Source organism: Viridibacillus sp. NPDC093762 (genome assembly GCF_050279675.1).
Classification (GTDB): Bacteria; Bacillota; Bacilli; order Bacillales_A; family Planococcaceae; genus Viridibacillus.
In genome coordinates, this window is the sequence record NZ_JBNNUK010000030.1 from 1 (window position 1) to 24,465 (window position 24,465).

Here is a 24,465-nt window from a genome sequence, read left to right on the forward strand (position 1 = left end):
CATCGACAAAGCATGCGTAATGAACGCGCTTCGCGATGTCTATACCAACGACGAGTGTATTATCAGTTACTTGATTAATTTTGTAATTCATTTTAAAATGCATTTAGGAGTCCTCCTTGTATATGATGGGTCAATGGTCGTTGACACTCAGCATCATACTAGAGGGCTCTTTTTCTTTCAAGACCCTGAACATCTTTCAAACAGGAATGCTGCCCCTTTAGTTAAATTGGAAAATTAGCCGTCTAATACGCTCTACTTAGTTTCTCATTCAATTCTTCGATTAGGTCGATAGCTTGATCAATATGGTTAACATCAAATATCTCTAATTTTAGATTTTGCACTTCCTTAACTTCGCTAGCTTCTGTAGCATTTTCACGAGGGATAATCATAAATGGATAAGCATTTTCCTCCGCAATCAATAACTTTTCTTTAATTATGCCAATTGGCTTAACATCTCCAGAAGCAGTTAGTGCACCTGTTACCCCAAAAGTTAAGTCATTTTTAAGTTTCCCTTGTGCAATCAAACCCGTCAATGCTAATCCAAGTCCCGCACTATCTCATGGAAAATCTTTCCTATTTAAAAATCCGTTGATACTTGATGGATCATCTCCAAGATACTGCTTTACATTTCTCCCCATAATAGCGAATTCATCTTTTTGAATTCTTAACCATTTCAGAAGTTCAGCATTTTTACTCTCATAACGAATCTTATTGTTTAGTTTATATAAATCAATGATATTTAAATTTTCTTTTTCTAAACTTCTTATAATTAGTTCTTTATCTTCAACATATTCAATATCAATAGTACTAACAACCATTATGTGTATCCCTGACTCGTCGAAAACTTCAATGGGTTTTACATGAAAACTAGCAGTATATGTATAAGACTCATACCATAAAAGGCGAATTTCAAAACATAATAATAAAGCTAATATGATTGTAAGCCACCTTATTTCCCCTATCCTAGATTTATCATTTCGAAAAACAACTAAATTTATTAACATGATTACTAATCCGACAAATATAGTACCTATAAAAATAAATGAGTTTATAAAATCTTTAAAATAGGCGTACCACAACATTAAATAAAAAATGATAATGGCAAAACACAATATTAAAAAAGGCATATTTCTTTTTTTAACATTCAAACTGATCTCTCCTTTTGTTTATTGCAATAACCAACTCCATGAGTTTCCAAAATAATAACAACTTCGACGAACCTACGTATATTCCTGCTTATTCAACTAACCTGTCACGTTAGTTCAATAAAAAAAGAGCTGTCTGAACAGCTCAACGATCTTTTACTAAAGCACCCATTAGTTGAAGAAGATTGAAACCCAAATAAAGAATTACTTTATCATCTTAATAAAGTATTTTGGTGATTCAGAATAGCCTTGGCGGGAATAAAATCTATGTGCATCAATTCTTCTTGAATGACAATGAACCTCAAGTCTGTCACAGTTTCTCTTCTTAGCTAGCTCAGTACAAAACTCTTCAATCTCATGTCCAATTCCCTTTCCTCTAATTGTTTTATCTACTGCAAAATAACTTAATCTAGCAAAATCACCTATTAATGCTATTTGAGGTATGTAATGCATTGAAATAAAAGCAATTACTCTTTCATTATCCTCATAAACCAATAATTCCTCATCAGGATGAGTTATGAGTCTTTCTATTTTATCTTTAATGAAGGTCTCAGTATCTAAATAATCCAACTGGCCTAGCAAATCCCATATTGCTTTCCAATCCTTTATAATTGCTCTTCTAATTCCCACTTAACTACACTCCCTAAGATAATTAATACACAACTATATATTATATTCATCATCTTTATTGAACTATCCTGCTCCGTTAGTTTAAGTACATTTTTTCTCAACCTTTATCGTGATTTACTTATATCTAAATAAAAAATCATCTCACCCCTATGAAATTTATAGAGGATAGATGATTTTAATCAAACTTTATTATAAATAATCAATCTTTTTTACAAATCTACAATTGGCGACGGTGTTGCTATTCCGAGTCGTTATGCAAAAGAAGATAATAATTGGTTGAATCTATCGCGCTCCTCTAAAAAAGCACAATGGCCGCTGTATTGGAACGGAACTAGCTTCGAATTTTTGATTAGCTTATTTGTTTCCTCAGCTTGGGTAAACGGAACGACTTTATCATGAATTCCGTGAATAATTAACGTGGGTACTTCGATCTGACCGAGATCGTTGTAAACATTTTCATCTCTAAGCGTGACCATAATGGCGGAAGTCGCCCAATTCGCCGCTTGTAATCCCATTAAAACGAACCAATCGGATTTCGGTTCGGAAATATACTGAAAGAAAAAAATTCCCGTTTGGTCTTGCAGCATTTGCGGTCGGTCATGATTTGTATCTTCGATGATTTTATTTGTAAATTCTTTTGGAACGCTAAATGGAGAGGCCGCGTCGATCAGGACGAGTTTAGATACCCCATACCCTTTGTAACGAGCCATATAACGAATCGAGATCGCGCCTCCTGTAGAGTGTCCTGCTAGTGTTATGTTTTTTAACTGTAACGCCTCGATGACCATGCGGACATCATCTGCTAATCTATCGAAACTGTACCCGCTAAAAGGTTTATCCGAATTTCCATATCCCCTCCAATCCATTCCGATACAACGATAACCAAGCGTTGGAAGGTAGTTAAACTGATATTCGAACTGGTTATGGTTTAGCGGCCATCCATGAATAAAAAGTATCGTTTTATTTCCCTCCGGATTGATGTCCTCTATAAATACGTTGACGCCTGGTTCTACAGTTACAAAGTATCCCAAGTGTATCACCCCAATTATTAAAAAATAATTTCTCATCAAGATATTCACCCAAGGCAGAGTGTATACCTAATTTCGGCGTTAAAATTTGTTGAGATAGCGCGATGAATACATGCATAAGAAACGCCTAACGAAGGTAAGGGGATTTTTCGATTTTTAATGCACGGGCGGAGAGCCTCCTCAGGTATGTAAATCCATAACATAATTACTATCCAAATAACTCCTGCAATTAAGGATAATACACCCATCATTAAACCTACCTTTTTATGTTTAAAGCTTTATGATTTTAACTCGAGACAATAAAGTATACAATAGCTTCTTCAACTAACCTGCCCCGTTAGTTGAAGAAAAAAAAGAGCTGTCTGAACAGCTCAAAGATATTCTACTAAAGCTACCCGTTAGTTGAAGAAGAAACAAGAGACACTTATTAAACAAATGCGCCCTTTAGTTGAAGCTTCAATTCACTGTTAAGATAAAAAATAATTAAAAACCAACAGTCTCTTTGATGGCTGACCATTGTATTTCAGATTTAGATTCATTGTTAGTTATCATCGTTCCAACAAAAATGTCATCAATATATTTATAATTCAAATAGTGTTCAATAGTTAAATTGATAATTTTTGAGGTATATAAATCTGATAATTCATTCTTAGGAACCCAAAATAATTCTCCTTCATCAGATGGAATAAAGTTCTTATGCTTTGTTTCTCCGAAGTAAACATATTGTTGACGTATTTCTCCGCTATTCTTTTCAAGCAGAATATATTTAAGCCTAAAGTTTTTGATTTCATCTTTTTTAAACCCTGTCTCTTCTTCAATCTCCCTGTAACTAGCCTTCATTGGTGAATTAATTTCATTGGATTCCATATGCCCTCCAATTCCACCCCAAAATTCAAAATTAAAGATTTTACTTTTTTCCTTTTTCATCATTAATACACTTCCTTGATGAATTAGGAATGCAGTTGCCATTTGTCGGACTTCCAATAATACCATCCTCTCCATAATTTCCACTTATTTTATTCACTTGCCCCTTTAGTTGAAGAAAAAAAAATCTGTCTGAACAGCTCAAAGGTCTTCTTACTAAAGCACCCCGTTAGTTTAATAAATTCTTCAAACTACATATGACATTAATTATTTTGAGGTATTTTTATAAGATAACTATTCATTATTTACTTTCTAAGATAATCTCCTCTTCATTATCATTCCAACTAATTGTGAAAACTGGTTTATCCTTTTCAGTTAAAGTTCCTTTAAATATTGCAGAACCAGAGCTTGTATACAGCCCGTTTTCATCTAATTCAATTATACCTTGGCCCCATTTACCAAGTTTAGTTTGTACTGCGAATTGAAATTCTCCAATACTGCTTAAATCTGAACCCTGATATTTCAAGTTAATAGAACGTTGCACTTCTTCTTTACCTATATTATTGAATGTATATGCAACTTTCCCATTTTCATTTTCCCCTTCATAAGTGAGCTTTTCATCACTTCCACTTTGTCCAAATAGAAAATAACTCCCAATGCCTAAAATTCCTACTACAAATATTCCAACTAAAATTTTTTTCATTTATTCAATCCTCTCACTCTCACTTAATTAGATTATACCGAATTAATCCAAACGCTTGTTGAACTATTCTGCTCCTTTAGTTGAAGAAGAAAAAAAGAGCTGTCTGAACAGCTCAAGGATCTTCTACTAAAGCTCCCGTTAGTTGAAGATGAAACCTATTTTTCATTTATCAATCCCTCTCTATTGACTGATAAATTTTCAATGACTTTCCATGTTTAGTTCCTGGATAATACTCCACTTCACAGTAGTAGTTACCTTCTTCTACTCTTTGATAATCCTTAAGAAACATTATGCTATTTTTTCCAAAATTAGCTTCCGTATGTCCTCCTCTTATTATATCGAATATGACGATTTCACGATCCCCTTTAAATTGTTTCGCCTTATTAGCTAAAACGTAAGATAGATCGGACGAAAAATGCCAAAAATCACATATTAAAACAAAAGAAGAACCTCCTTTTTGATTAATCTTTTTCAAAATAGAGGTTTCTTTTGTTGAATTCAGATGGACTTTGTTTTTATATTTATTTAATTTTCTTTCTTTTCAAACAAAAAAAGTTGCATGACGTTTCAAGTATGTATATAATGTGAATATAGTATATATACATTATATATGAATGTAGGTAATTATGTGTAAATCGTTCTTAAATGACAATTAATGAAGAAGTAATCAACCAACACACTAACACTCTAAGAGAGGAGACGTGTTCAAATGATAGGCATAGAAAAAAACCATAATATTAATCTAGCAAAACGCTGGATGATCACCATTGGTATATTTTTTATTGTTCAATTAATCTTTATAGCCGTTGATGGCACTTTCCTGGAGCCAAACATAAATGATAGTGATAACTTATTTGCCAGGTTAGCAAGATGGATTTTGGACTTGAAGCTCTTTACTAAATGGATTGCCCCTTATTCCTTTCCATTTTTTAATATGTTCATGACAATTCACGTTATTGCTATACTGATTCAAGCAGTTCATGACATTATTTCAAGTATGTTTTCAAAAAAATAAAGAAGAGGGATTAGCATGCAAATTATTATTTCCAACAGTTCAAAGGAGCCGATTTATGAACAAATTACGCATCAAATTAAGTCGTCTATTTTAGCAGGTGAACTACAGGAGGGGTCAGCAATACCTTCTATGCGTAACCTCGCAAAGGATTTACAAATTAGTGTTATTACGACGAAACGTGCCTATGAGGAATTGGAGAAAGCGGGCTTTATCTATTCCATTGTCGGGAAAGGTTCTTTTGTCGCAGAGCAAAATTTAGAGGTTATAAGAGAGAAGAAGCTAAAGGTCATTGAGGAGCAGCTGAGTGCGGTCATAACAAATAGCAGAGAAATTGGCCTTTCACTTGATGAGTTGAAGCAATTATTGAAGATTTTATATGAGGAGTGAAATGAATGGAAAATGTGGTTGAATTAAAAAATGTAACGAAGAAATTTAAAGAATTTTCCGTTAAAAATATTAATTTACAAGTGAAGAAAGGCTTTGTAACTGGATTCATTGGAGCAAATGGAGCTGGAAAGTCGACAACGATAAAGATGATGATGAATCTATTAAAGCCGGATGCCGGAGAAGTTAAGGTTTTCGGGTTGGACTACAAGACACATGAGAAGGCTATCAAAGAAAGAATTGGATTTGTCTACGATGGCAATATTTTTTTTGAAGGGCTGAACTTAAAAGATATAAAACGTATAGTTGCACCAGCATACAAACAATGGGATGATACTATTTTTTATCAATATGTTGAACAATTCAAATTACCGCTTAATAAAGCAATCAAAACTTTCTCAAAAGGGATGCAAATGAAAGCTTCATTGGCGATAGCACTATCACATCATGCAGAGCTGATTATCATGGACGAACCAACAGCAGGCTTAGACCCCATTTTTAGACGAGAGCTATTGGATCTTTTACAGGAATTAATGATTGAAGCTAATCGTACCATTTTCTTCTCTACGCATATTACAACAGATTTAGATCGTATCGCAGATTATATAACTTTTATGCAGAATGGGGAATTAGTATTTAATCAGTCCATTCACGACGTAGCTGAAAACTATGCGCTCGTTAAAGGAGGAATAGATCTTCTGGATAGAGACACGGAAAAGGACTTTGTTCATATTCATCGTTCATCAACGGGATTTGAAGCATTAACGGATAATATTAAAGAAGTGAAAAGTACATTCGGAAACACAGTTGTCATTGAACGTCCCTCTCTGGAAGATATCATGTATTACTTAAAAGGCGGTATACACCATGTTTAATTTAATCAGACGTGATGTCATACTACAGAAAAGGAACCTTTTATTATTTATTCCTTTTATCTTATTCTTTATCATTATGGACAAACATCCAGCTTTGACTTTTCTCATTGCCAGTATTTTTATTCCCTTTAATACTTATGCTTACGATGAAAAAGTAGAGACAAACATATTATTAAATTCCTTACCTTATACACGTACGGAAATTATCGCATCACGCTATCTTGGTGCTATTGTTTATATGGTTTTAGCAATTGGGGTGACAAGTCTAGCATTATTTGCTTTCAATAAACCGTTTACGATGATTGATATTGCGATTGGTAGTAGCTTATTCTTATTATTTGCCGCGTTAACCTTTCCATTATTTTATATCTTAAAACCAGGCTATATTTCAACGGTTGTAATAATTAGCTTTCTCCTTTTAGCAGCTATAGGACCGGCAATTGTATTGTTTTTAGCTGAACATTTAACTGCAATAACTGATTTTATTGTTAATTTATCCATCCCGGTTATATACACAGGAGGGACACTTGTTATTATGTTAGTCTATTTTATTTCTTGGGGGACTACCACTGTTATATACCAACGAAAGGAGTTCTAAGTAGGTTCAATTAATTTAACCTTAAAATATTGGCTTGTGAGATATATTTTTGATCGAATTTTATTATAAAGCTACAAATTGTTGAATGACAAAAAAAGTCGGGAACTGACGTTTTTCTGTCATTTGATAAAACAATTATATCCTATAAGGCTTGGTCCGATTTTTTGGATCAGTCTTTTTTGTTCTAACATTACTGGCAACATGGTCATGTAGTACCCAATTATTATCCTAACTAATTTCCCCTTTATTTTATCATTATCTTTTTGAACTAACCTGCCCGTTAGTTGAATAAAAAAAGAGCTGTCTAAATAGCTCAAAGATTTTTTACTAATGCACCCTATAGTTGAACAAGATAAAGTGTGTTATTCATTATTTGGTTTTATCACCGGTTTTCCATCCTTATCCAATAGCGGGGTAATTCCCCCTGCATATCCGCTCCACCTAAATAAATAGTGAATTCCTGTTTCTCTATCTACTATTATTCTGTTTCCATTAGCCACGCCATTTTCTGTAAAGATTTCTTCAAATCTCTTCTTTGAGCCTTTATTCTTCTCTGAGTCTTTATTAAACATTTTTTCGCCCCCCATATTACTGAAATTTCAAATAACCCCTTTTTATATTACGATCTTAGCAGGTAATTATTACAAAAGTAGTGAAAAGGTAACGATTTTCTTGGAAACAGCACATTGTATTAACCTGCTGCGTTAGTTCAATAACGAAAAAAAGAGCTGCAAATGCAACTCAATGATCTTCAAGTAAAGCACCCGTTAGTTTAAGTACATTCCTTCACAATCTAACATATAAAATTGCATAATCTGATCAGAGTAAATTAAATCGTTTAATTTCAATTGGCGAATAGTTCATATTCTGCTAGTCCGAACTATTATAATTCGGACTTACGTTATACTCCACTGATACAAAAGGTTTTTATCACCCTGTATATAATTTTCGCGTGCAGTTAAAAGAAAATAACATAGTTCTTACGACTCCACCTATTTCCGCGAGTAAATAATGTGAATTTTATTATTTTGTATATATGATCACCAGGGTTGCCGTCGAAGTTAGCTTTTTCTTATATATGGTAAAATATAAGGCGTAGTTTTTAATTGTGGCGGAGATGTTTCTGTGATTATTTAATTAAAAGAGATAGAGTGAAAATCATGTACAAAATACATGTAAGTAAAACCAGAAAGAATATAAGCTTAGTATTAGATACATATCATTCTATTCTTTTTCTCATTTCAATTTGTTTTACTTTTTCAACTTGGAAGGATCAATTTGAATTTGCCCCTTCCAAGATCCAGCTACCTTTCCAATTTTATTTATATTTACATCTAATGTAAGTGGCTGCTTGAAGGAACCTTTTCCCTCAGGACCTTCCACAAATGTAAGGACACTTTCTGGTCGATCTTTATCACGAATACCTACATGCTCTAATTCTTGCCCTGCTACTTTTAGCTTGAATGGTAAGCCATTTCCTCCTTGAATAAATGGTAATTGCGAGAATGTTCCATCTTTTTCGTAGTACTCTGGGTTTTCTTCTTGTTGTCTATTTTCCTTGCCATCACTTTTAAGATCTAATCCCTTTGTATCAAATTCATACGGTACTAAACTTCCATCCTCTTCTTCAATGTTATAGTGAACAGATATACGTGAATCCGCCACATATAATTCTTCGAAATGTACAGTTATACCTTGATCCGTGATTTTCTCATCAATCGGAATGTATTGTCCATTTTTCATCATGTCTTGTGTTACACCATTTTCATCTTTCATGCCTTCATTTACAACCTTATCATTTGAAACTTCATTCGAAAAATAGGAAACAACATTCATAGCTGCCACTTGTACTTGTGGAATCATAGCTGTTGTGAAAAGCCCTGCTGCAGCTACCGCCGCATACATAAAGCGTTTTGATTTTTTATTCATATTTGTAAACACTCCCTTCTTCTGTTCAGTTTTTTGATTGATATAAGAAATATTTTCAAGTTTTGAGCGACTTTCAAATATTTTCCACGCTTGATCAATATCAATATTGATATCTTGTGATGAATGTATAGCTTCTTCCTCGAACATTACATGTTCCCATTGATTTAACTTACTGATTTCTACTAATGCATCTTGACATATTTCACATGTATCTAGATGTTTTATGAATGTTTTTCTTGTATCATGAGGAAGCTCCCCATCTATATACGCTTGAATAAATCCCTTATCATAACAACGCATTTGTTATGCCCCCTCTACTTGTGTATACATCTTACGAAACTTCTGTTTGGCTCGGACCAATAATGTTCCAATAGAAGATATGTCCATCTGAAAAACGTCTGCGATTTCTTTATATTGAAAGCCAGAAAATTTCATTAACATTATGGTTCGATCTCGCTCATTCATGTTACTAAGTACGTTTCGTACCTTTGTAATATCTTCTTTTCTAATCCAGTCATCATCTAATGATGATATAGGTTGCACCTCATGATATTGTATAGTTTTATCTATCCTTGCCTGATGCCGTTTTTCAGATCGTAGATAGTTATACGCTACATAAGTAGAGGATTTTATGAGCCATCCAGGTACATTTTCAATTGCTTTCCAATCATTGCGATATAGTTGTAAAAATACTTCTTGTGCTAATTCTTCGGCAATCGTTTGATTTTTGACAATCCATAAAATTTGTTTGACAACGTAAATGTAGTATTGTTTAAAAAGATCTTCAAATGTAAAATCAGAGACAGGCTTTTCTTCCTTTTTTATTGTTAACATAGTAATTAAAACCTCCTTTCATTTGATGCCTGTATTATAGAGAAACCAGAAAAACAAGTTTTGTGACAAAAATGTTTATTTTTTTATTATGTACGAAAAAAAGCATTCATCTTTAAAGTAGATGCATGCAAAAATTAGAATTGTTTTGGGTTTCTCTTCCTGTCCTCACCAAAAGATAAATGAGTACAAAACATAAATAATTCACCATATTTTCTTATAAATTTGTGAAAAGAGATATCTTCAACTGATTCCCTCATCATGTAATTCCAATATCTTTCGATAATGGATCATAAAAAATGCCTCCTATTGTTGATATAAAATATGGTTTGATCAAAAATATCGTAAAAGCCTGCATTTTACGGTAAATAAAAGAAGCCATTTTGAAAAAAGATTGATCGAAATGGTTCTTTACAATTTATTAAAGGATAACGATTTCTGAAACAAAGCAAATGGAATAATACACCGAAAATTGTTTCGGGACATTGTTGTTAAAATTGTTTAAAGGCTCTTGCACATTCTCTTTTTTGATTTTTTTCATACAAGTATGACTTTCCTGACTATATCAATCGACTTTTTGATAAGGTACTTCAACACCTTCATCGATAAATGAATGATTCGCAACATCTATATAACTCATCGTATTACGTACCCAATAATACGACTCATCTATTTTAAAAAGTGGCACAGACAACTGATGTTCAAATGAAATCATAAATTGTAAACCCTTTTCAATCGTAAATCTTGTGCCAAGTCCATCTGCTAATTCATATCGACCCGTAATATCATCTTTATTAGTGACCGGTAAAATTACTACATGCTTTGGTGTTTCTACAGCGTACTGTATTCCCATTAAGCAATTCATAATTTCTTGTTCATATTGCGGAAATACTTCTTGGTTCGTCGCTAACACAATCACTTCTTTTGTTGATCTATTAATAAAGGCTTGTGCTGAGCAACCAATCCATCCGCCTGTATGACCTACCCACTCATCTTGAATGATAAAACCATGACTATAATGCTCAGCGGATTCTGTTGGTGTTAACATAAATTTTACAGTCTCTTTGCTAACGTACTGACCTTGCCAAAGTGCTTTTAAAAACTTTGCCACCTCTGTCACTGTTGCATAAATACCACCATCACCATAGCCATCATTATATTTTTCACTGTTGTGTAAATATTGGTCATCAATAGTTTCTCTATATTGGTGCTCCTCATAATCATACGTTTGACCTTGTGCTTCCCATTGTTTTGTAGGTTGTGTTGTTGTTTGGGTAAGTTTTAATGGTTCCGCAATATATTGTTGTAAATATGTTTCATACGAAAAGCCGCTCACTTTCTCAATAATTTTTGCAAGCAAAACATAATTCGTATTGCTATAAGACCAATGCTCATTTGGCGCATATTGTGGTTGCACCACTTCGATAAATGTTTCATCTCTTATTGTTAAATCTTCTGCGATATAATCTGGAATACCAGATGTGTGTGTAAGTAATTGTGCAACTGTTACTTCTGTAAAATGTGGTACGTTAAACCAACTTGTAATTTTATCTTCTAACTGTAGATGTCCTTTTTCGATTAGCTGGAACGTCATTACCGCTGTAAACATTTTACTTAATGATGCCAGATTAAATTGCGTATTTTTGTTAATAAGGTGCTTCTTTTCGAGTTCTTGATGACCATGATAATACTGCTTGATTTGTCCATTTTTTTCATAATACACCGCACCGTTAAACGCGATATTTTTAAGTAAATCTTCCACTTATTAACCCCCCTAAACAAATTAGATATCTAACATATTCGGCATGAAGAAATTTTTATAATTCCTTCATCGCAAACTCCTTTAATTTTTCAACAATGCGTTCTAATTCGTCTACCTCATTTGATGAAAGTTTGCTATAAATTCTATCTGCGATTTGCTGCTCTACATAAACTTGCTTCGAAAAATACTCCAATCCATTTTCATCTAGCGATATAAACACTTCACGTCGATTTTGTAGATTAATTTCTCGTTTGATAAATTGGATCTTTTCTAATTTCGCAATTAATTGGCTAACTGCGCTAGAGCTAATATTCATTTCAATCGCAATTTCACCGACCGTAATACGTTTTGCTAAGTACACAATATCTAATACAACCGCTTGTTGTGTTGTAATGCCGCTATTTAAAAATTGCTTATAATGTTTATATATCAAACGGTTTATTGTATATTCAGCTTCATTAATTCGCTTAACTTGTTCATATAAAGACAAAAAATCACCCGCCAATACGTTAGATGTCTAATATATTATCAAGTGATTTGTCAAACGTCAATCTTGTATTTCACCTATCTGTTTGAGCTTGTTGATTTTAAAGTAATTCAGTCAAAATTCTGGTTCATCTTTTTTATAAACACTGTCTTTCAGTGGTAAATATCTTGTCACTCATTGGTACAAATTATGTCGGTGGTGGTATATATCGATATGTCGCTTTTTTACTTTACACTTAAAGCTTCAAAGTTATTTTAAATAGTTTTGCAACAAACGAATCTTTTTTTCGTCGCTCACCACTTCTATGCTTTCACCATCTGGACCAATCGTAATTAGCATTAAATTTTTAACGTGGTTAACAATAAAATGCAACTTTTTTTCACCATTACTTCCAGCAGTGTATTCCTTTGTATAAGCAACTTCTTCTATTGAATAGAAATTATGCCTGCCATAACTTGCACAAGCACCCATATAATCAAATAATTCATCAAAAGTGCCTTGATTCATAATTTTAATTTCAATTTGAAAAAGATCTTTTGTCATTTTTTCAAGTAAATAATCAATATTATCTTGTATCAAAATAGCCTCTATTTCTTCAACCATAAAATCAAAAATTTCTAAATTCATATAGATTGGAAACTTATTAATCCTCTTTAAAAGTTTTTGTGCTTGATGCGAAAAATTCACACCTTCTTCCACATAAATCGTGAGTTGTTGTAATGCTGGAGCGGAATTTAAGTTTTTAAAATTAAACGCTTCTTCATCGATGGGTTTTTTTAGACGATAATCCATAATTCACTTCCTTCTTAATGGATTTAAGTCAATATCTTGGACACAAAAAAGTTAAGTCAAAATGTTCAATTAATCTTTCATGTAGCATAATAACCTCCATCAAATAGAACCAATTATTATTGGTTCGATTAGAAACCCGTTATTATTTTAGCATATCCTAATTGAACTAACCTGCCCCTTTAGTTAAACAAGAATTTGTTACAATTCACTTACTTAGACAACAATTTATCATTTACGTACTTACATAAACTATAGTACATATCCTCTTCATAATCTTTCTGGCCACGCATAAATTTTTCCTTTAGATTGTAATAGCAAATTTGAAGATATTCATTATCGTGATGATTTTTAAAAGGTTTAACATCCTTAACTAACTCTAAATTTTCAAAGTATTTATTCATTTTTTCATATGTTCTAATTTTATAACCACGCTTTTTCATTTCTTCAATTACTTTTTCTGTATAAACATACAATTCATCTCTAGGATATTCGTAAATATAATTAATTAATATATGTTTATCTTCTTTAGCAAATATACTATTTAATTCTCTCCACTGTGAAATCAATTGTCCTTTTGGTAGATAATCTAATAAATCCACGTGCCATAATCTCATTCTTAATCTCTCCTTATTACAAACTAACAAACTAAGTTATTGCTAATTAAGCATTTTATAAAATCCAATACCTGAATAAATATGGGTTAATAAGTGAAAAGATTATTTCAAGTATCCTTCAAAATGTGTAGTATCTTGAGAACCATATTTTTGCTATAATCATAATGATTGGAAATTGACTTATAAGTAGGTGGCTTATTATGGATTTATTTTTAGATATGAAGACCATTATTCTATTACTTGGTATAGGCTACTTATTTACTTTAATCCTTATTAGTACTTATGGACAAAAGCATACAAAGGGTTTAACAGTACAGACTTTTTTTTTAGCAAAATTCTCTCAGACCATAGCATGGTTTTGTATGGTTTTTCGTGGAGAAATTCCTGACTTTATTTCCATCTCTTTTGCTAACTCCATACTATTTATTGGAACGTCCTTAGAAGTTATAGCATTATTGTCTCTTCAAAATGCTGCCCGTCTAAAAATCAAGATCATGATATACCTTGTTTTGACTCTACTCAGTATTATTGGTTTTCAACTCATAGTTCTCTTTTATAACAAAGAAAACATACGAATCGCATATTACTCCTTTGTACTTGCGGTAATCTTAATTCCCGTTTATCGGATGGTTCTGGGGAAAGCTACCACGTTTCTTATGAGAATCATTGGTAGTCTATATCTTCTTGTTAGTGCAGCTTTTTTGATCAGAGGGGTTACAGCTTTACTATCATTTACAGTTTCAACAAGTTTCTATACTCCTGGACTATATCAATTGATTTCATTGCTATCTATTTATCTTGTTTCGAATTTAGGCAATTTAGGATTTGTCCTATTAATGAAGGAAAGAGCAGACCACGAGTTAATCCGTTTAGCTAGTTATGATGATTTAACAGGTACTTTGAACCGTAGAACCTTTACAGAAAAAGCGAATAAGTATCTCACTGATTATTCTAAAAAAGGACAACCTTTATCCTATCTGCTTTTTGATATAGATAACTTTAAAACAATTAATGACACATATGGTCATCACGTTGGAGATCAAGTACTACAAGATCTTACTATACGAATTAAGTTATATTTAGAAAAGGATGATTTGATTGTACGCTATGGAGGCGATGAATTTGGAATCCTGATGCCTGGAAAAGATGAAACCTACTCAAATGAGATTTCCGAGCAAATCATACAGTCACTTAATGGAGCTATAAACTATAGTCTCCCTGTGACATATACCATTAGTTTGGGTGTCCTCACCGTATTTCCAGACCAGTATATGCAATTAGAAACACTATACACTACTTGCGACCAAGCCCTTTACAACGCTAAAAGTAATGGGCGAAATGGTGTTTCCAGATGCCAGATAGAAGTTCAAAATGCTGTTTCATAATCGTAAATTTGAAATCAAAAAATCATCCTCGGGGAGCTTTTTTCCTAATCCTAAGCAAAAAGCTCCCTTTCATGTACACCATAATCTTATATGTCGTTCTCGGTTCTAAATGCCTTGATTGAATAATCGATGTTCTCAATCCTATGGTCTAATGAAAGATTTTTCGTTCCTTGAATTTTTAATGTAATACCTGCCCATAATTCTTTTTCCATAGCTACATAAAAGGTTGCTTGGTTGTACTAAATTGTGTTGGCTTTTTGTCTCCCCATACCACTAAATTATTGTTTCCATCGACACTTCCCGTAATTGCCATCCCTTTTTTTATTAGGTTATCGGTGCCAATAAGTTTGGATATTAATCCTCCACCGTATGAATGGCACGAACTACATCTCCGTTTTGGGCATTAATGAAATTCTAGTAAAACAACTATCTCGATAATTTCCAAACACTGTTAGGGTGGGCATACCATCGATACTATCAAATGTAAAAAGATTTCCTGTTGCCCAATCTTTTCCTGGGTTTAGTCTGTATCAGTACATTAATCACAGGATTTATGTGCTTATTTAGGATGGAGTAAATACTTCGTTATATTCCCTCTTAGATCCAATATAACAAACAAAATACTCCTTTTATCAGAGACTCCTTCTTGAACTAACCTGCCCCGTAGTTAAATAATGAAAAAAGGAGCTGCCTATGCAACTCAATGATCTTCAAGTAAAGCACCCCGTTAGTTTAAGTGATAACCCTCACAATTTCTAAGTATATACAAGAAGACAATTCCAAAAAGTGTTTTTCGGGGTTATTTGAACAATTATAAAAAAACACTTTCTTATAGTAGAAAATGCCCGATTTATTAATATGATATTTTCCATTATAATTCAATTTAGTAATATTAATTTATATTTCCCCCGAGAAATTGGTTCATATAAATTAGCTTCAACTTTACCGATTGACCCTTGAAATACTTCATAGTCATAGTTTTATTTGATTTGTTCTAGAACTTGATTTGTTTTCTAAAAAGCTTGTATATCTACAAAGAAGTGCATTTTATCCTTGATTTTCTGAAAGTTTCTTAGTTCATTTGCAAATAAAATAAATAACTCCTTATCATGTTCATCGAGTGCTTCATTTACTTTGAAATTCAAGTGAAAAATTTTTAATTCCAAATCCAAAATGGAGCAAATCATTCCTTTGTTATACAATCCCTCAATATCTTCCACTTGAATTTGAAATTGAAACTCGCAGTTGACAGTTACTAGAAAGTACCATCCTAGACTATCGTCGTACCTCTGCTCATTTGTGATCGTCCAAACATCGCCTTGAAGGAACTAAATGATATGTTGGTGCTTTTGTCTCGGACAGCAGCAGCTTACTTCATGTTGAAACACTTCTAGTATTATTAAATTTTCATTCACTAGATGTTCCTCCTTCGTTCTTTTTAATTTCTAAGTACTTTTTAATCAGAAAGAATCCACTTTGTAATTCAAATTCTTTTTTGTTTATACAATACTGTCACCTGTATTATTCTTTCTTTTTTACATGTTTTAGTAGATTGCAAAATAATAATTGATAATGATATTCATTTGCAATTATTATTGTATATGATGATGATTAGCATCGTCAAACCAATTTAATTCTAACTTTCCTAATATTGCTTTGTTCACTAGTTCATTCCTTCATTTGTTATAAAATCCTATCATCTTTCTTCTAGATCTTTGTTACAATGCATTTCTCTCAAGCTGGAGAAAGCGATGTTTGAGTTTATGTTCCCTACAGGTTGCCGAATTGGAGAAATTGTTTCATTGGAAAAGTACGACATTAATTGGTCTAATCGATCTGCGGTAGTAAGAGGAAAAGGTGACAAAGAAAGAGAAGTTTATTTTAATATACGGAGCAAAATATGGCATAAACGCTACATTGACAATCGAAATGACACTGATCCAGCCACATTGTCAATGTTTAAAATATTAACTCGCGGACGGCACTACGGGGAAATAGCTATGACATACTTCAATCATTATCGTGGGCAATGACATTTGAAAAAGCTGCCGCCTGTAAAATACAGACAGCAACTTCAACTAGAGTAGCTGTTATAATCTGTGCAAGCTACAGTAAATAATTTATTTTTCTATTAGTTTTTTTTGGCCTACTCATTTTTTGAGATGATTCCTTTTTCGAAATTTTGCAACTAATAAATAGCTAGTGGCCCATAAGGACCATCGATAATTTCTATTTTCGTTTCAAAAATATCTGTCAAAACTTCCGAATCCATAACCTCTTCTACTGTTCCAAAAGCGGCAATTTGTCCATCTTTCATAGCACAAATTCTATCAGAATATTTGGCTGCAAAATTTATATCATGCATAACAGTCAGAATTGTTCTTCCAAATTCATTAGCCGCACGTCTCAAATGCTCCATCATTTGAACAGAACGAGCAACATCAAGGTTGTTCAGAGGCTCGTCCAAAAGTACATATTCAGTCTCTTGGCACAAAACCATCGCTACATATGCTCTTTGTCTTTGACCACCAGAAAGCTCATCTAAATATCTATTCTCTAAATCAGTTAAGTCTAAAAAATCGATATATTTAGAAATAATAGCCTCGTCCTCTTTAGTTAATCTTCCCTTTGAATAAGGAAAGCGTCCAAATCCAACTAGTTGTCTAATAGTAAGCCTAGTTACAAAATGATTTTCTTGTCGCAATATAGTCAAAATTTTTGCTAAGTCTTTTGATTTGGATTCAGAAACATCCATATTTGCCACCTGAATTTGGCCTTCCTCCATATCCAAGAGTCTTCCAATCATCAAAAGTATCGTAGACTTTCCAGCACCATTTGGTCCAATTAAAGAAGTAAAACCCGCTTTTGGTATTTCAATATTCAAAGGTCCTATTTTCACCTTATCAGTATAGAACTTTTTAACATTATCAATTTTTATCATAAAGCCCTCTTCCTTAAAACTACAGTTAAAAATATTATTCCACCAAATAATTCGATAATAACTGAAACTACACCTTGCGCATGGAATACATGATACATCAAAAAGTATGCACTCGTTATTATCAAAAATCCTATAGCAAGAGCCATTGGAAAAATATATCTATGATCATAAGTTGACGCCGCCTGATAGCTCAAAGTTGCTACTAAAAAGCCATAGAAAGTAAGTGGACCAATCAAAGCTGTTGAAATTGACATCAAAATAGCAACTAATACAAGCGTATAAATTACACTAAATTGATATTTAACTCCAAAAGAAGTAGAAACATCCTTTCCTAGTGACAATATATTTAGTTTCTTAGAATGAGCAAGAAGTAACAACGCTACAATTATTACCATAGGAATTACAATAGGAAAATATGCAGGATCTGCATTATTAACAGAACCAAACAATCTTGCCTGTAAAATATCGAATTCAGAAGGCGCAAGTAGTCTTCTCATGAAAGTTGACACAGAATTTAGCCCAGTGCCAATAATAATTCCAACTAAAAGCATAAGTTGTAAATTCCCGTATTTACCCGAAAGTAACCATCCATAAAGTATCAAACTCATCAAGACCATAACAACAACTTGAAATAAAAATGATCCAATCCCACTAAAATTTATCAATGCACTAGCACCAAAGAAAAATATTGTACTAGTTTGAATTGTTGAGTAAAGTGATTCGAAACCTAAAAGCGAAGGAGTTATAATCCTATTATTCGTAATCGATTGGAAAGCAACAGTCGACAAGCTCTGACAAACTGCAGCAATAATCATTGCAACAAGAGCTACTATCCTTCTCATAACAACTGGGATAAAAGAAGGTGAATCTAACGGAACTGGATTGTTATAAACTAAAAGTCCATATGAAGAAAGGATGCCCAAAGTAATCAATGTTATCAGCAAAATCCAATAACGTCTTTCTTCCTTCTTAGAACGAAATGCCCTAGCTGATCTATTTTCATTATGAAGGCTAGAATCGATTTCGACATTTTCTTTATTTCTATATTCCAATGTGTTCATCGTAGCCTCCTTGGTTTTCTTTGTCTCAGTAAAATAGTAATAAACACGACTGACCCCACTGTTCCAAGTATTAAAGAAACAGGTACTTCAAAAGGCATTATGATTGTTCGAGAAATTATGTCACAGGCAGTTATAGTCCCCATTCCTATCAAACATACCCAAGGTAAATTACTCCTAAGATCATCGCCTCTAAACATTGAAACAATGTTTGGGACAATTAAACCCAAGAAAGGTAAGTTTCCAATAACAGCTGCAACAATTCCAACTGCAAAAGAAATAAGGATAGTCCCCAAAAGAACAATCCTATTGTAATTAACTCCAAGGCTTGTTGCGACATCTTCTCCTAGTCCAGCTAAAGTCAATCTATTAGCAAAAATAAAAATAAGCAAAGTAACGATAACAATTAGCCATAAATATTCATATCTTCCCACCTGAACGGCCGCAAAAGAACCTACAAACCAAGTTTCAATACTTTGCGTCATTTGAAAAAGGAGTCCCATAAAAGTGGATACTGCAGAAATGACTGCTCCAAGCATCAATCCAATAATCGGAACAATTAAAGAGGAACGAAGTTTAACTCTTCGTAAAAATAAAAAGAAAATCATAGTTCCTATAAAAGAAAAAATGATTGCACCAGTCATTCTTAGAACTAAAGTCGGCGCAGGAAATAATAAATAAACAAAAAGCAGCCCTAAACCTGACCATTCAATAGTCCCTGTTGTAGTAGGTTCAACAAAACGATTCTGTGTAATCAGTTGCATTACGAGTCCTGCCATTGACATTGCAGCTCCAGTAAGCATTAATGCAACTGTTCTAGGAACACGAGTTATGAAAAACATATCCATTCCATCCTCTTGTACACGTATATCATAAACTCCAGTAAACAGTGATATAATGCCTAAAATAATAACAACTATAATCGCTAATATAAAAGGTTTTGTCCATATCTTATTGTAGTTATAAAACTGAGGTTGAGAATTTATCTCAACCCTAGAAATTACATTTTTCAGCACTATTTTATACTCCTTCACACTACTTAGCTAAAGTATTTGCAAGGTTTTCAAACAACTCTATATAAGTCTGAATTGATTCATTTGTGTAAGTATCTGCTGGTGCATAAATGATATGTTTTTTAGAAACAGCAGTTGTCTTTTTAAGAGCAGGTGCGTTAGCAATAACATCCTGAGCAGGTACTGAATTTTCTTCACCTGATATTGCAGCATCACGATCTAATACGAACAGCCAATCAGGATTACTTTGTGCAATAGCTTCAACAGAAACTTCATCACCTTTATGATCTGAAGTAGAATCAGCAACTTCTAATGCTGGAGCCCAACCGAAAATTTCATACATTGGTCCCCAAACACGTCCAGAATGAGGAGCTGCGAAACCAATATCCCCACCACCAACGATAACACTCATAACTTTATCTGTTCCATTATAAGCAGATTTAGCATTTTCGATAACTTTATCAAAATCAGCTACCACTTGTTTAGCTTCTTCATTTTTATCGAAAATTTGTCCTAAAGCAATTGTAGAATTTTTAAGTCCATTTACTAAGTTTTCCCCAGGCGTAGCAGCTTCCTCAGAAATATCAACATCAAGATCAATAACAGTTGCATTTGGCACTAATTTTTTTATATCTTCGTAATAGTCAGCAAATCTTTGACCGACGATTACAAGTTCAGGGTTTGCAGCTGCTATAATTTCAAGATTTGGTTCGCGGTGATTCCCAACATTTTGTACTGAATCGTCCTTTACATATGGTGAATCCGCAGGCATTACATCCTTTGGAACAGCTACTAGTTCAATTTTCCAATCAGCTAAAGTTTCAAAAGTTCTATTATCCAAGGCAACTACATTCTTTGGGTTTACAGGAACAGTAACAGTTCCATGGGCATCAGTGATTTCAACCGTAGGCTTAGAAACCTCTTCACTTCCATTAGCTTTAGTAGACTTTGGCTCTTGATTACTTTCATTACTTGAATCTGAGCAAGCTGCTAACATCAAAGTCAAAACCGCCATAATAGCAACTAATTTTAAAAACATAGATTTTTTCATACATATTCTCCTATAGTAATTTATTTTGAAAATGATGAAGCCTATTGATTGAATTGGATAGTAATTTCTACCCAATCAAAACGATATTGATAATCATTTTCAATTGAACGTCCTGTGGAATAGTATAGTCATTAATTATGTGAAAATCTTGTGAAGGATATAAATTGATAAATAAAGTTACTTTTTGCATCAAGCATAGATTGGATACAAAAAAGCAATACGTGAAGTATTCTTTTGATGGTTTCCGTCTCTTCAATATCTTTCAGAAACTGTTGAGATATCGGATTTTATAGAACAAAAAAACGAGCAAAACTGGATAAAGCTGTTTATACTCGTGTTTTTTCAATTATGTTTGATATTGATTACTGTGACAAACTGTACTTTACCTATTATCTTATTTTCACTATTCAATCATTGAATAGCCCCTGCCGTGGATTGTTTGAATATATCTGTCTTTCTTCTCGCACTTCAGCTTTTTTCTTAAATACCCAATATATAAATCCACTACATTTGGATTAACTGCTACGTCATATCCCCAAACCTGATTCAAAAGCATTTCACGGCTCAATATTTTATTTTTATTCTTGATTAAAAATAAAAGTAAATCATACTCGCGCTTGGTAAGCGGGAGATTTCCCCCACCTTTTGTCACAATATTACAGGATGCATCAACGAAGAGATCTTTAAACCGAAAGAAATTAGTCTCGTTTGGCTGGATACCGTCCCTTCTTCTTAAAATAACTTTTATCCTTGCTACTAATTCTTCTTTCACAAATGGTTTTCTTATATAATCATCTGCTCCTGCTTGTAATCCTGCTATGCAATCCTTGCTGGACACATTGTCGGTAACAATGATTATCGGTATCGTTTTAACAGCCCGTATTTGTCTGCAAATTTCCGGTCCAGATATACTTAACGAATCCCAATCCAATACGATAATATCCCAATCTTGCTCATATACTATATTTAAACCTTTGTTTTCATTGTGAAGTGTTAAAATGAAATAGCCTTCTTGCTTTAAACCGCTTTCGATTTTCTTTGCTAAAGACCTTTCATTCTTAATTACCAACACCTGCTTCACCTATGGTTCACCTCTACTTCATTACATAAAATAATTTATCACAAAAAAGAATTTCGGATTTATTAATCTTAAATTTCTAAAAAAACTATTATAACAACTTACCAGGATAAATTTGTACAAATTTACAATAAATATGTATAAAATACTAAACTTCGGAATTAAACCGAAGAATACTTCAGTTATTTAACCAAAATATTGGCGAAACTGTTGACAGAAATTTATTAGTCTTTCAACTACATGAATTGCTACATTATGCTTATGAAAGTTTAGGAAATTTCTACTACTGTAATACTTGATCATTGTTTGGATTGGCGTACATCTTTTCAGAGTTTGGCCGAACCTTTTCCACGATTGCCGGAGCATCTTTTCCTAAGTTAGGAAATTTCTTATTTAAATATTCATATAAAGCTATTTTTTCGTTATTAGATGGAACCTTAGGTACTAGAGGCAATTCAAATGGTGATTTGTTATCTGCCAATTCTTGAGGTCTATTATTAATATACTGAAATGCACTTTGTAGCACCTTACTTTGCCTCTCATCAGTCAACTCATATACACCTTCTGAGTCAAGAGTAATCCGGTCAAATTCAAGCATTACTAGTTTATCTGGTCTTCTATTTTTTGTTTTGTAATACAACATGACCTTTAAAACATCTTGCTCTGAAAGCTCTTTTATTTCTTTAAATTTCCCATTTTTAGGATTAGGAACTTTATAAATTTTATTTTCTGTAGAAATATATAACCATTTTACACCACTCATATTCAATCCCCCCAATACATTTAGAACATTCGTTCTTCCAAGAGTTATGAGCGAACAATTGTTAAAAGTTCAAATTATAAATAGCTCTATTTATCTTTTAACTATACAAAACTATGAAATAAGTTTTGATTAAAAGTATCCTGCGAACATTTATATTATATACAGAAGAAACCTCACACATTGACATACACTTTAGTTAAAAAAACTAAAATTTAGCCTTCGCAAAATCAATGTTTTTGGAAAAAAATCCACGAGGATTATTACCTCATGGATTTTCTACTTACGTGAAGTTGAATCAATTAAACTCTTCTAATTTATTTGCGATTTTCATTTTCTAAGATTGGGTACCACCACCTGCTTGATACCAAGTATCTGGATCTAAGAAATAGATTTTTCCATTATTATTCTTAACGACATCATTTTCAATAAGTGTCTTTATAACGGTTTCAGTATCAAAGGCTATGTTATTTGAATGCTTTACGAAGAAGTATAGTCATATCTTCTGTGAAAATCCTGTGAATAGTGCTTTTGAGAATATAATGAAGAAGAATGAGAAAAAAACTGAAATTATAAGTCTGATATAGTTTCAATTGGAGGAGATTCAGTAGTTGTTACTCCTGGTGATGGTAATAATTCTGAAACACCAGAAGTTCCATCAGAACCTGAAACACCAGTGATTCCAGAGAATCCAGAAACACCTAAGGTTACTGTGCAGAATTTCACAGAGGTTGGCAAAGATAGTTTATTCTTTAACATCCAAGGTAAGTTAGGAGCGGATAAAACTGGGATATCCTAAAATATATTATTTTTAACAGAATTTTTAAATATTGAAACTAGTACAAGTATCTCATTTACTACAGATAATACTTCAACTTTAACATTAGTGCTTAATTCAGACTTCTCAAAATATATACTGGTAGATGGAGTTAAATACCAGGCAGCTAAAGGTTTAATTACTGTAGTATTATAGGCTGGAGTTTATACTATTACAAAAGGTGATACTGCTAAGTGGAGTTAGTATAGATGTATGGACACATTGAAGTTAAGTCCTTATCCTAGAAATTAAGAGAGGACGTGTCCGTTATGAAACAAAAACGTTACAACCAAGAATTCAAAGAAACAATCGTAGAACTTTATCGTACTGGTACACCCGTCAATCAACTTGCCAGCGAATATGGTGTGACTGAAGTAACTATCTATAAATGGATTAAATTACATTCCCCAATTGAAGGTGAAGAATTACTTACACCAGCTGATATATCTGCCAAACAGAAAGAAAACTTACGCTTAAAACAAGAGGTGGAAATTTTAAAAAAGGCTATGACCATATTCGCGAAAAAGTGACGGATCAAGAAATTATCGAACATATTAATGAAGAGAAGGCACACTATCCTGTTCAATTGATGTGTCGCGTTTTAAAGTTGCCTAAAAGTACGTATTACCAGGCTGCTCATAAAAAACCTTCGGTATATCATCTGGAAAATCAACTCATTACAGAACGTATTCGTGAAATACATCA

General features: G+C 33.0%; 29 protein-coding genes and 1 pseudogene. 8 read left to right on the forward strand and 22 right to left on the reverse strand.

Annotated features, from left to right (window positions below; translation table 11 throughout):
• Window positions 1-242: 242 nt before the first annotated feature.
• The 7 genes and pseudogenes from ACQKM9_RS20575 to ACQKM9_RS20605 all read right to left on the reverse strand — a co-directional run.
• A pseudogene (locus ACQKM9_RS20575) lies at window positions 243-542 on the reverse strand (S16 family serine protease); the annotation flags it as partial.
• Window positions 543-557: 15 nt separating this feature from the next.
• On the reverse strand, window positions 558-1,148 hold the full coding sequence (locus ACQKM9_RS20580; protein ID WP_427736263.1) for a hypothetical protein: 591 nt from the start codon (window positions 1,146-1,148) through the stop codon (window positions 558-560).
• Between the two features lie 201 nt (window positions 1,149-1,349).
• Window positions 1,350-1,775 (reverse strand): GNAT family N-acetyltransferase, encoded by a 426-nt coding sequence (locus tag ACQKM9_RS20585; protein ID WP_377431876.1) that lies wholly within the window; start codon window positions 1,773-1,775, stop codon window positions 1,350-1,352.
• Between the two features lie 251 nt (window positions 1,776-2,026).
• Complete coding sequence (locus ACQKM9_RS20590; RefSeq protein WP_427736264.1) at window positions 2,027-2,806, reverse strand: alpha/beta fold hydrolase; 780 nt, start codon at window positions 2,804-2,806, stop codon at window positions 2,027-2,029.
• Between the two features lie 480 nt (window positions 2,807-3,286).
• Entirely contained in the window at window positions 3,287-3,772 is a 486-nt protein-coding gene (locus tag ACQKM9_RS20595; protein ID WP_427736265.1) for an NUDIX domain-containing protein, read from the reverse strand.
• A gap of 196 nt (window positions 3,773-3,968) precedes the next feature.
• Window positions 3,969-4,370, reverse strand: coding sequence for a hypothetical protein (locus ACQKM9_RS20600; protein ID WP_427736266.1), 402 nt, complete (start codon window positions 4,368-4,370; stop codon window positions 3,969-3,971).
• A gap of 169 nt (window positions 4,371-4,539) precedes the next feature.
• Entirely contained in the window at window positions 4,540-4,845 is a 306-nt protein-coding gene (locus ACQKM9_RS20605) for a hypothetical protein (protein WP_427736267.1), read from the reverse strand.
• A gap of 234 nt (window positions 4,846-5,079) precedes the next feature.
• Here ACQKM9_RS20605 and ACQKM9_RS20610 point away from each other — a divergent pair, with 234 nt between their 5' ends.
• Genes ACQKM9_RS20610 through ACQKM9_RS20625 form a run of 4 tightly spaced genes read left to right on the forward strand, consistent with a single transcriptional unit; the run spans window position 5,080 to window position 7,242 of the window.
• Window positions 5,080-5,385, forward strand: a complete 306-nt coding sequence (locus ACQKM9_RS20610; protein ID WP_427736268.1) for a YfzA family protein — start codon at window positions 5,080-5,082, stop codon at window positions 5,383-5,385.
• 15 nt (window positions 5,386-5,400) lie between these two features.
• Entirely contained in the window at window positions 5,401-5,772 is a 372-nt protein-coding gene (locus tag ACQKM9_RS20615) for a GntR family transcriptional regulator (RefSeq protein WP_427736269.1), read from the forward strand.
• A gap of 5 nt (window positions 5,773-5,777) precedes the next feature.
• Entirely contained in the window at window positions 5,778-6,644 is an 867-nt protein-coding gene (locus tag ACQKM9_RS20620; RefSeq protein ID WP_427736270.1) for an ABC transporter ATP-binding protein, read from the forward strand.
• Window positions 6,637-7,242, forward strand: coding sequence for an ABC-2 transporter permease (locus ACQKM9_RS20625; RefSeq protein WP_427736271.1), 606 nt, complete (start codon window positions 6,637-6,639; stop codon window positions 7,240-7,242). The genes ACQKM9_RS20620 and ACQKM9_RS20625 overlap by 8 nt, the downstream gene beginning before the upstream one ends.
• 362 nt (window positions 7,243-7,604) lie before the next feature.
• Here ACQKM9_RS20625 and ACQKM9_RS20630 read toward each other — a convergent pair whose 3' ends face one another.
• The 7 genes from ACQKM9_RS20630 to ACQKM9_RS20660 form a co-directional block, all read right to left on the reverse strand.
• Window positions 7,605-7,814 carry a DUF6440 family protein gene (locus ACQKM9_RS20630; protein ID WP_427736272.1) on the reverse strand — a complete coding sequence of 70 codons (210 nt, stop codon included), beginning with the start codon at window positions 7,812-7,814 and terminating at the stop codon, window positions 7,605-7,607.
• Window positions 7,815-8,493: 679 nt separating this feature from the next.
• Window positions 8,494-9,471, reverse strand: a complete 978-nt coding sequence (locus ACQKM9_RS20635) for a DUF4179 domain-containing protein (RefSeq protein WP_427736273.1) — start codon at window positions 9,469-9,471, stop codon at window positions 8,494-8,496.
• Window positions 9,472-9,474: 3 nt separating this feature from the next.
• Complete coding sequence (locus ACQKM9_RS20640; protein ID WP_427736274.1) at window positions 9,475-10,005, reverse strand: RNA polymerase sigma factor SigX; 531 nt, start codon at window positions 10,003-10,005, stop codon at window positions 9,475-9,477.
• Between the two features lie 562 nt (window positions 10,006-10,567).
• Window positions 10,568-11,764: a serine hydrolase domain-containing protein gene (locus ACQKM9_RS20645; protein ID WP_427736275.1), complete on the reverse strand. Its 1,197-nt coding sequence runs from the start codon at window positions 11,762-11,764 to the stop codon at window positions 10,568-10,570.
• Window positions 11,765-11,819: 55 nt separating this feature from the next.
• A complete protein-coding gene (locus ACQKM9_RS20650; protein ID WP_427736277.1) occupies window positions 11,820-12,254 on the reverse strand; it encodes a MarR family winged helix-turn-helix transcriptional regulator in 435 nt (144 codons plus the stop codon).
• Window positions 12,255-12,500: 246 nt separating this feature from the next.
• Complete coding sequence (locus tag ACQKM9_RS20655) at window positions 12,501-13,043, reverse strand: hypothetical protein (RefSeq protein WP_427736278.1); 543 nt, start codon at window positions 13,041-13,043, stop codon at window positions 12,501-12,503.
• A gap of 209 nt (window positions 13,044-13,252) precedes the next feature.
• Window positions 13,253-13,657, reverse strand: a complete 405-nt coding sequence (locus tag ACQKM9_RS20660; protein ID WP_427736280.1) for a pyrimidine dimer DNA glycosylase/endonuclease V — start codon at window positions 13,655-13,657, stop codon at window positions 13,253-13,255.
• A gap of 200 nt (window positions 13,658-13,857) precedes the next feature.
• Between ACQKM9_RS20660 and ACQKM9_RS20665 the strand changes: the two genes are divergently transcribed.
• Window positions 13,858-15,042, forward strand: a complete 1,185-nt coding sequence (locus tag ACQKM9_RS20665) for a GGDEF domain-containing protein (RefSeq protein ID WP_427736282.1) — start codon at window positions 13,858-13,860, stop codon at window positions 15,040-15,042.
• 1,013 nt (window positions 15,043-16,055) lie between these two features.
• Here the strand turns inward: ACQKM9_RS20665 and ACQKM9_RS20670 are convergent.
• Complete coding sequence (locus tag ACQKM9_RS20670; RefSeq protein WP_427736283.1) at window positions 16,056-16,262, reverse strand: hypothetical protein; 207 nt, start codon at window positions 16,260-16,262, stop codon at window positions 16,056-16,058.
• Window positions 16,263-16,793: 531 nt separating this feature from the next.
• On the opposite strand from ACQKM9_RS20670, the gene ACQKM9_RS20675 reads away from it, so the two are divergent.
• Window positions 16,794-17,075 (forward strand): tyrosine-type recombinase/integrase, encoded by a 282-nt coding sequence (locus tag ACQKM9_RS20675; protein WP_427736284.1) that lies wholly within the window; start codon window positions 16,794-16,796, stop codon window positions 17,073-17,075.
• 155 nt (window positions 17,076-17,230) lie between these two features.
• Here ACQKM9_RS20675 and ACQKM9_RS20680 read toward each other — a convergent pair whose 3' ends face one another.
• The 7 genes from ACQKM9_RS20680 to ACQKM9_RS20710 all read right to left on the reverse strand — a co-directional run bounded on the left by ACQKM9_RS20680 (window position 17,231) and on the right by ACQKM9_RS20710 (window position 23,669).
• Entirely contained in the window at window positions 17,231-17,983 is a 753-nt protein-coding gene (locus ACQKM9_RS20680; RefSeq protein WP_427736285.1) for an ABC transporter ATP-binding protein, read from the reverse strand.
• Entirely contained in the window at window positions 17,980-19,044 is a 1,065-nt protein-coding gene (locus ACQKM9_RS20685; RefSeq protein ID WP_427736286.1) for an iron chelate uptake ABC transporter family permease subunit, read from the reverse strand. Before ACQKM9_RS20685 ends, ACQKM9_RS20680 begins: the two co-directional genes overlap by 4 nt.
• Window positions 19,041-20,057 (reverse strand): ABC transporter permease, encoded by a 1,017-nt coding sequence (locus ACQKM9_RS20690; protein ID WP_427736287.1) that lies wholly within the window; start codon window positions 20,055-20,057, stop codon window positions 19,041-19,043. The genes ACQKM9_RS20685 and ACQKM9_RS20690 overlap by 4 nt, the downstream gene beginning before the upstream one ends.
• Before the next feature lie 19 nt (window positions 20,058-20,076).
• The gene (locus tag ACQKM9_RS20695) at window positions 20,077-21,105 is read right to left on the reverse strand and encodes a siderophore ABC transporter substrate-binding protein (RefSeq protein ID WP_427736289.1); all 1,029 of its coding nucleotides are present in this window, start codon (window positions 21,103-21,105) and stop codon (window positions 20,077-20,079) included.
• A 403-nt stretch (window positions 21,106-21,508) separates the two neighbouring features.
• Window positions 21,509-22,186, reverse strand: coding sequence for a response regulator transcription factor (locus ACQKM9_RS20700; protein WP_427736291.1), 678 nt, complete (start codon window positions 22,184-22,186; stop codon window positions 21,509-21,511).
• Between the two features lie 280 nt (window positions 22,187-22,466).
• Complete coding sequence (locus ACQKM9_RS20705) at window positions 22,467-22,946, reverse strand: hypothetical protein (RefSeq protein ID WP_427736292.1); 480 nt, start codon at window positions 22,944-22,946, stop codon at window positions 22,467-22,469.
• A gap of 567 nt (window positions 22,947-23,513) precedes the next feature.
• Window positions 23,514-23,669, reverse strand: coding sequence for a hypothetical protein (locus ACQKM9_RS20710; RefSeq protein WP_427736293.1), 156 nt, complete (start codon window positions 23,667-23,669; stop codon window positions 23,514-23,516).
• 76 nt (window positions 23,670-23,745) lie between these two features.
• Here ACQKM9_RS20710 and ACQKM9_RS20715 point away from each other — a divergent pair, with 76 nt between their 5' ends.
• Together ACQKM9_RS20715 and ACQKM9_RS20720 are read left to right on the forward strand one after the other, a co-directional pair.
• Complete coding sequence (locus tag ACQKM9_RS20715; RefSeq protein ID WP_427736295.1) at window positions 23,746-23,916, forward strand: hypothetical protein; 171 nt, start codon at window positions 23,746-23,748, stop codon at window positions 23,914-23,916.
• A gap of 113 nt (window positions 23,917-24,029) precedes the next feature.
• Window positions 24,030-24,290 (forward strand): transposase, encoded by a 261-nt coding sequence (locus ACQKM9_RS20720; protein WP_427736294.1) that lies wholly within the window; start codon window positions 24,030-24,032, stop codon window positions 24,288-24,290.
• The last annotated feature ends 175 nt before the right edge of the window (window positions 24,291-24,465 follow it).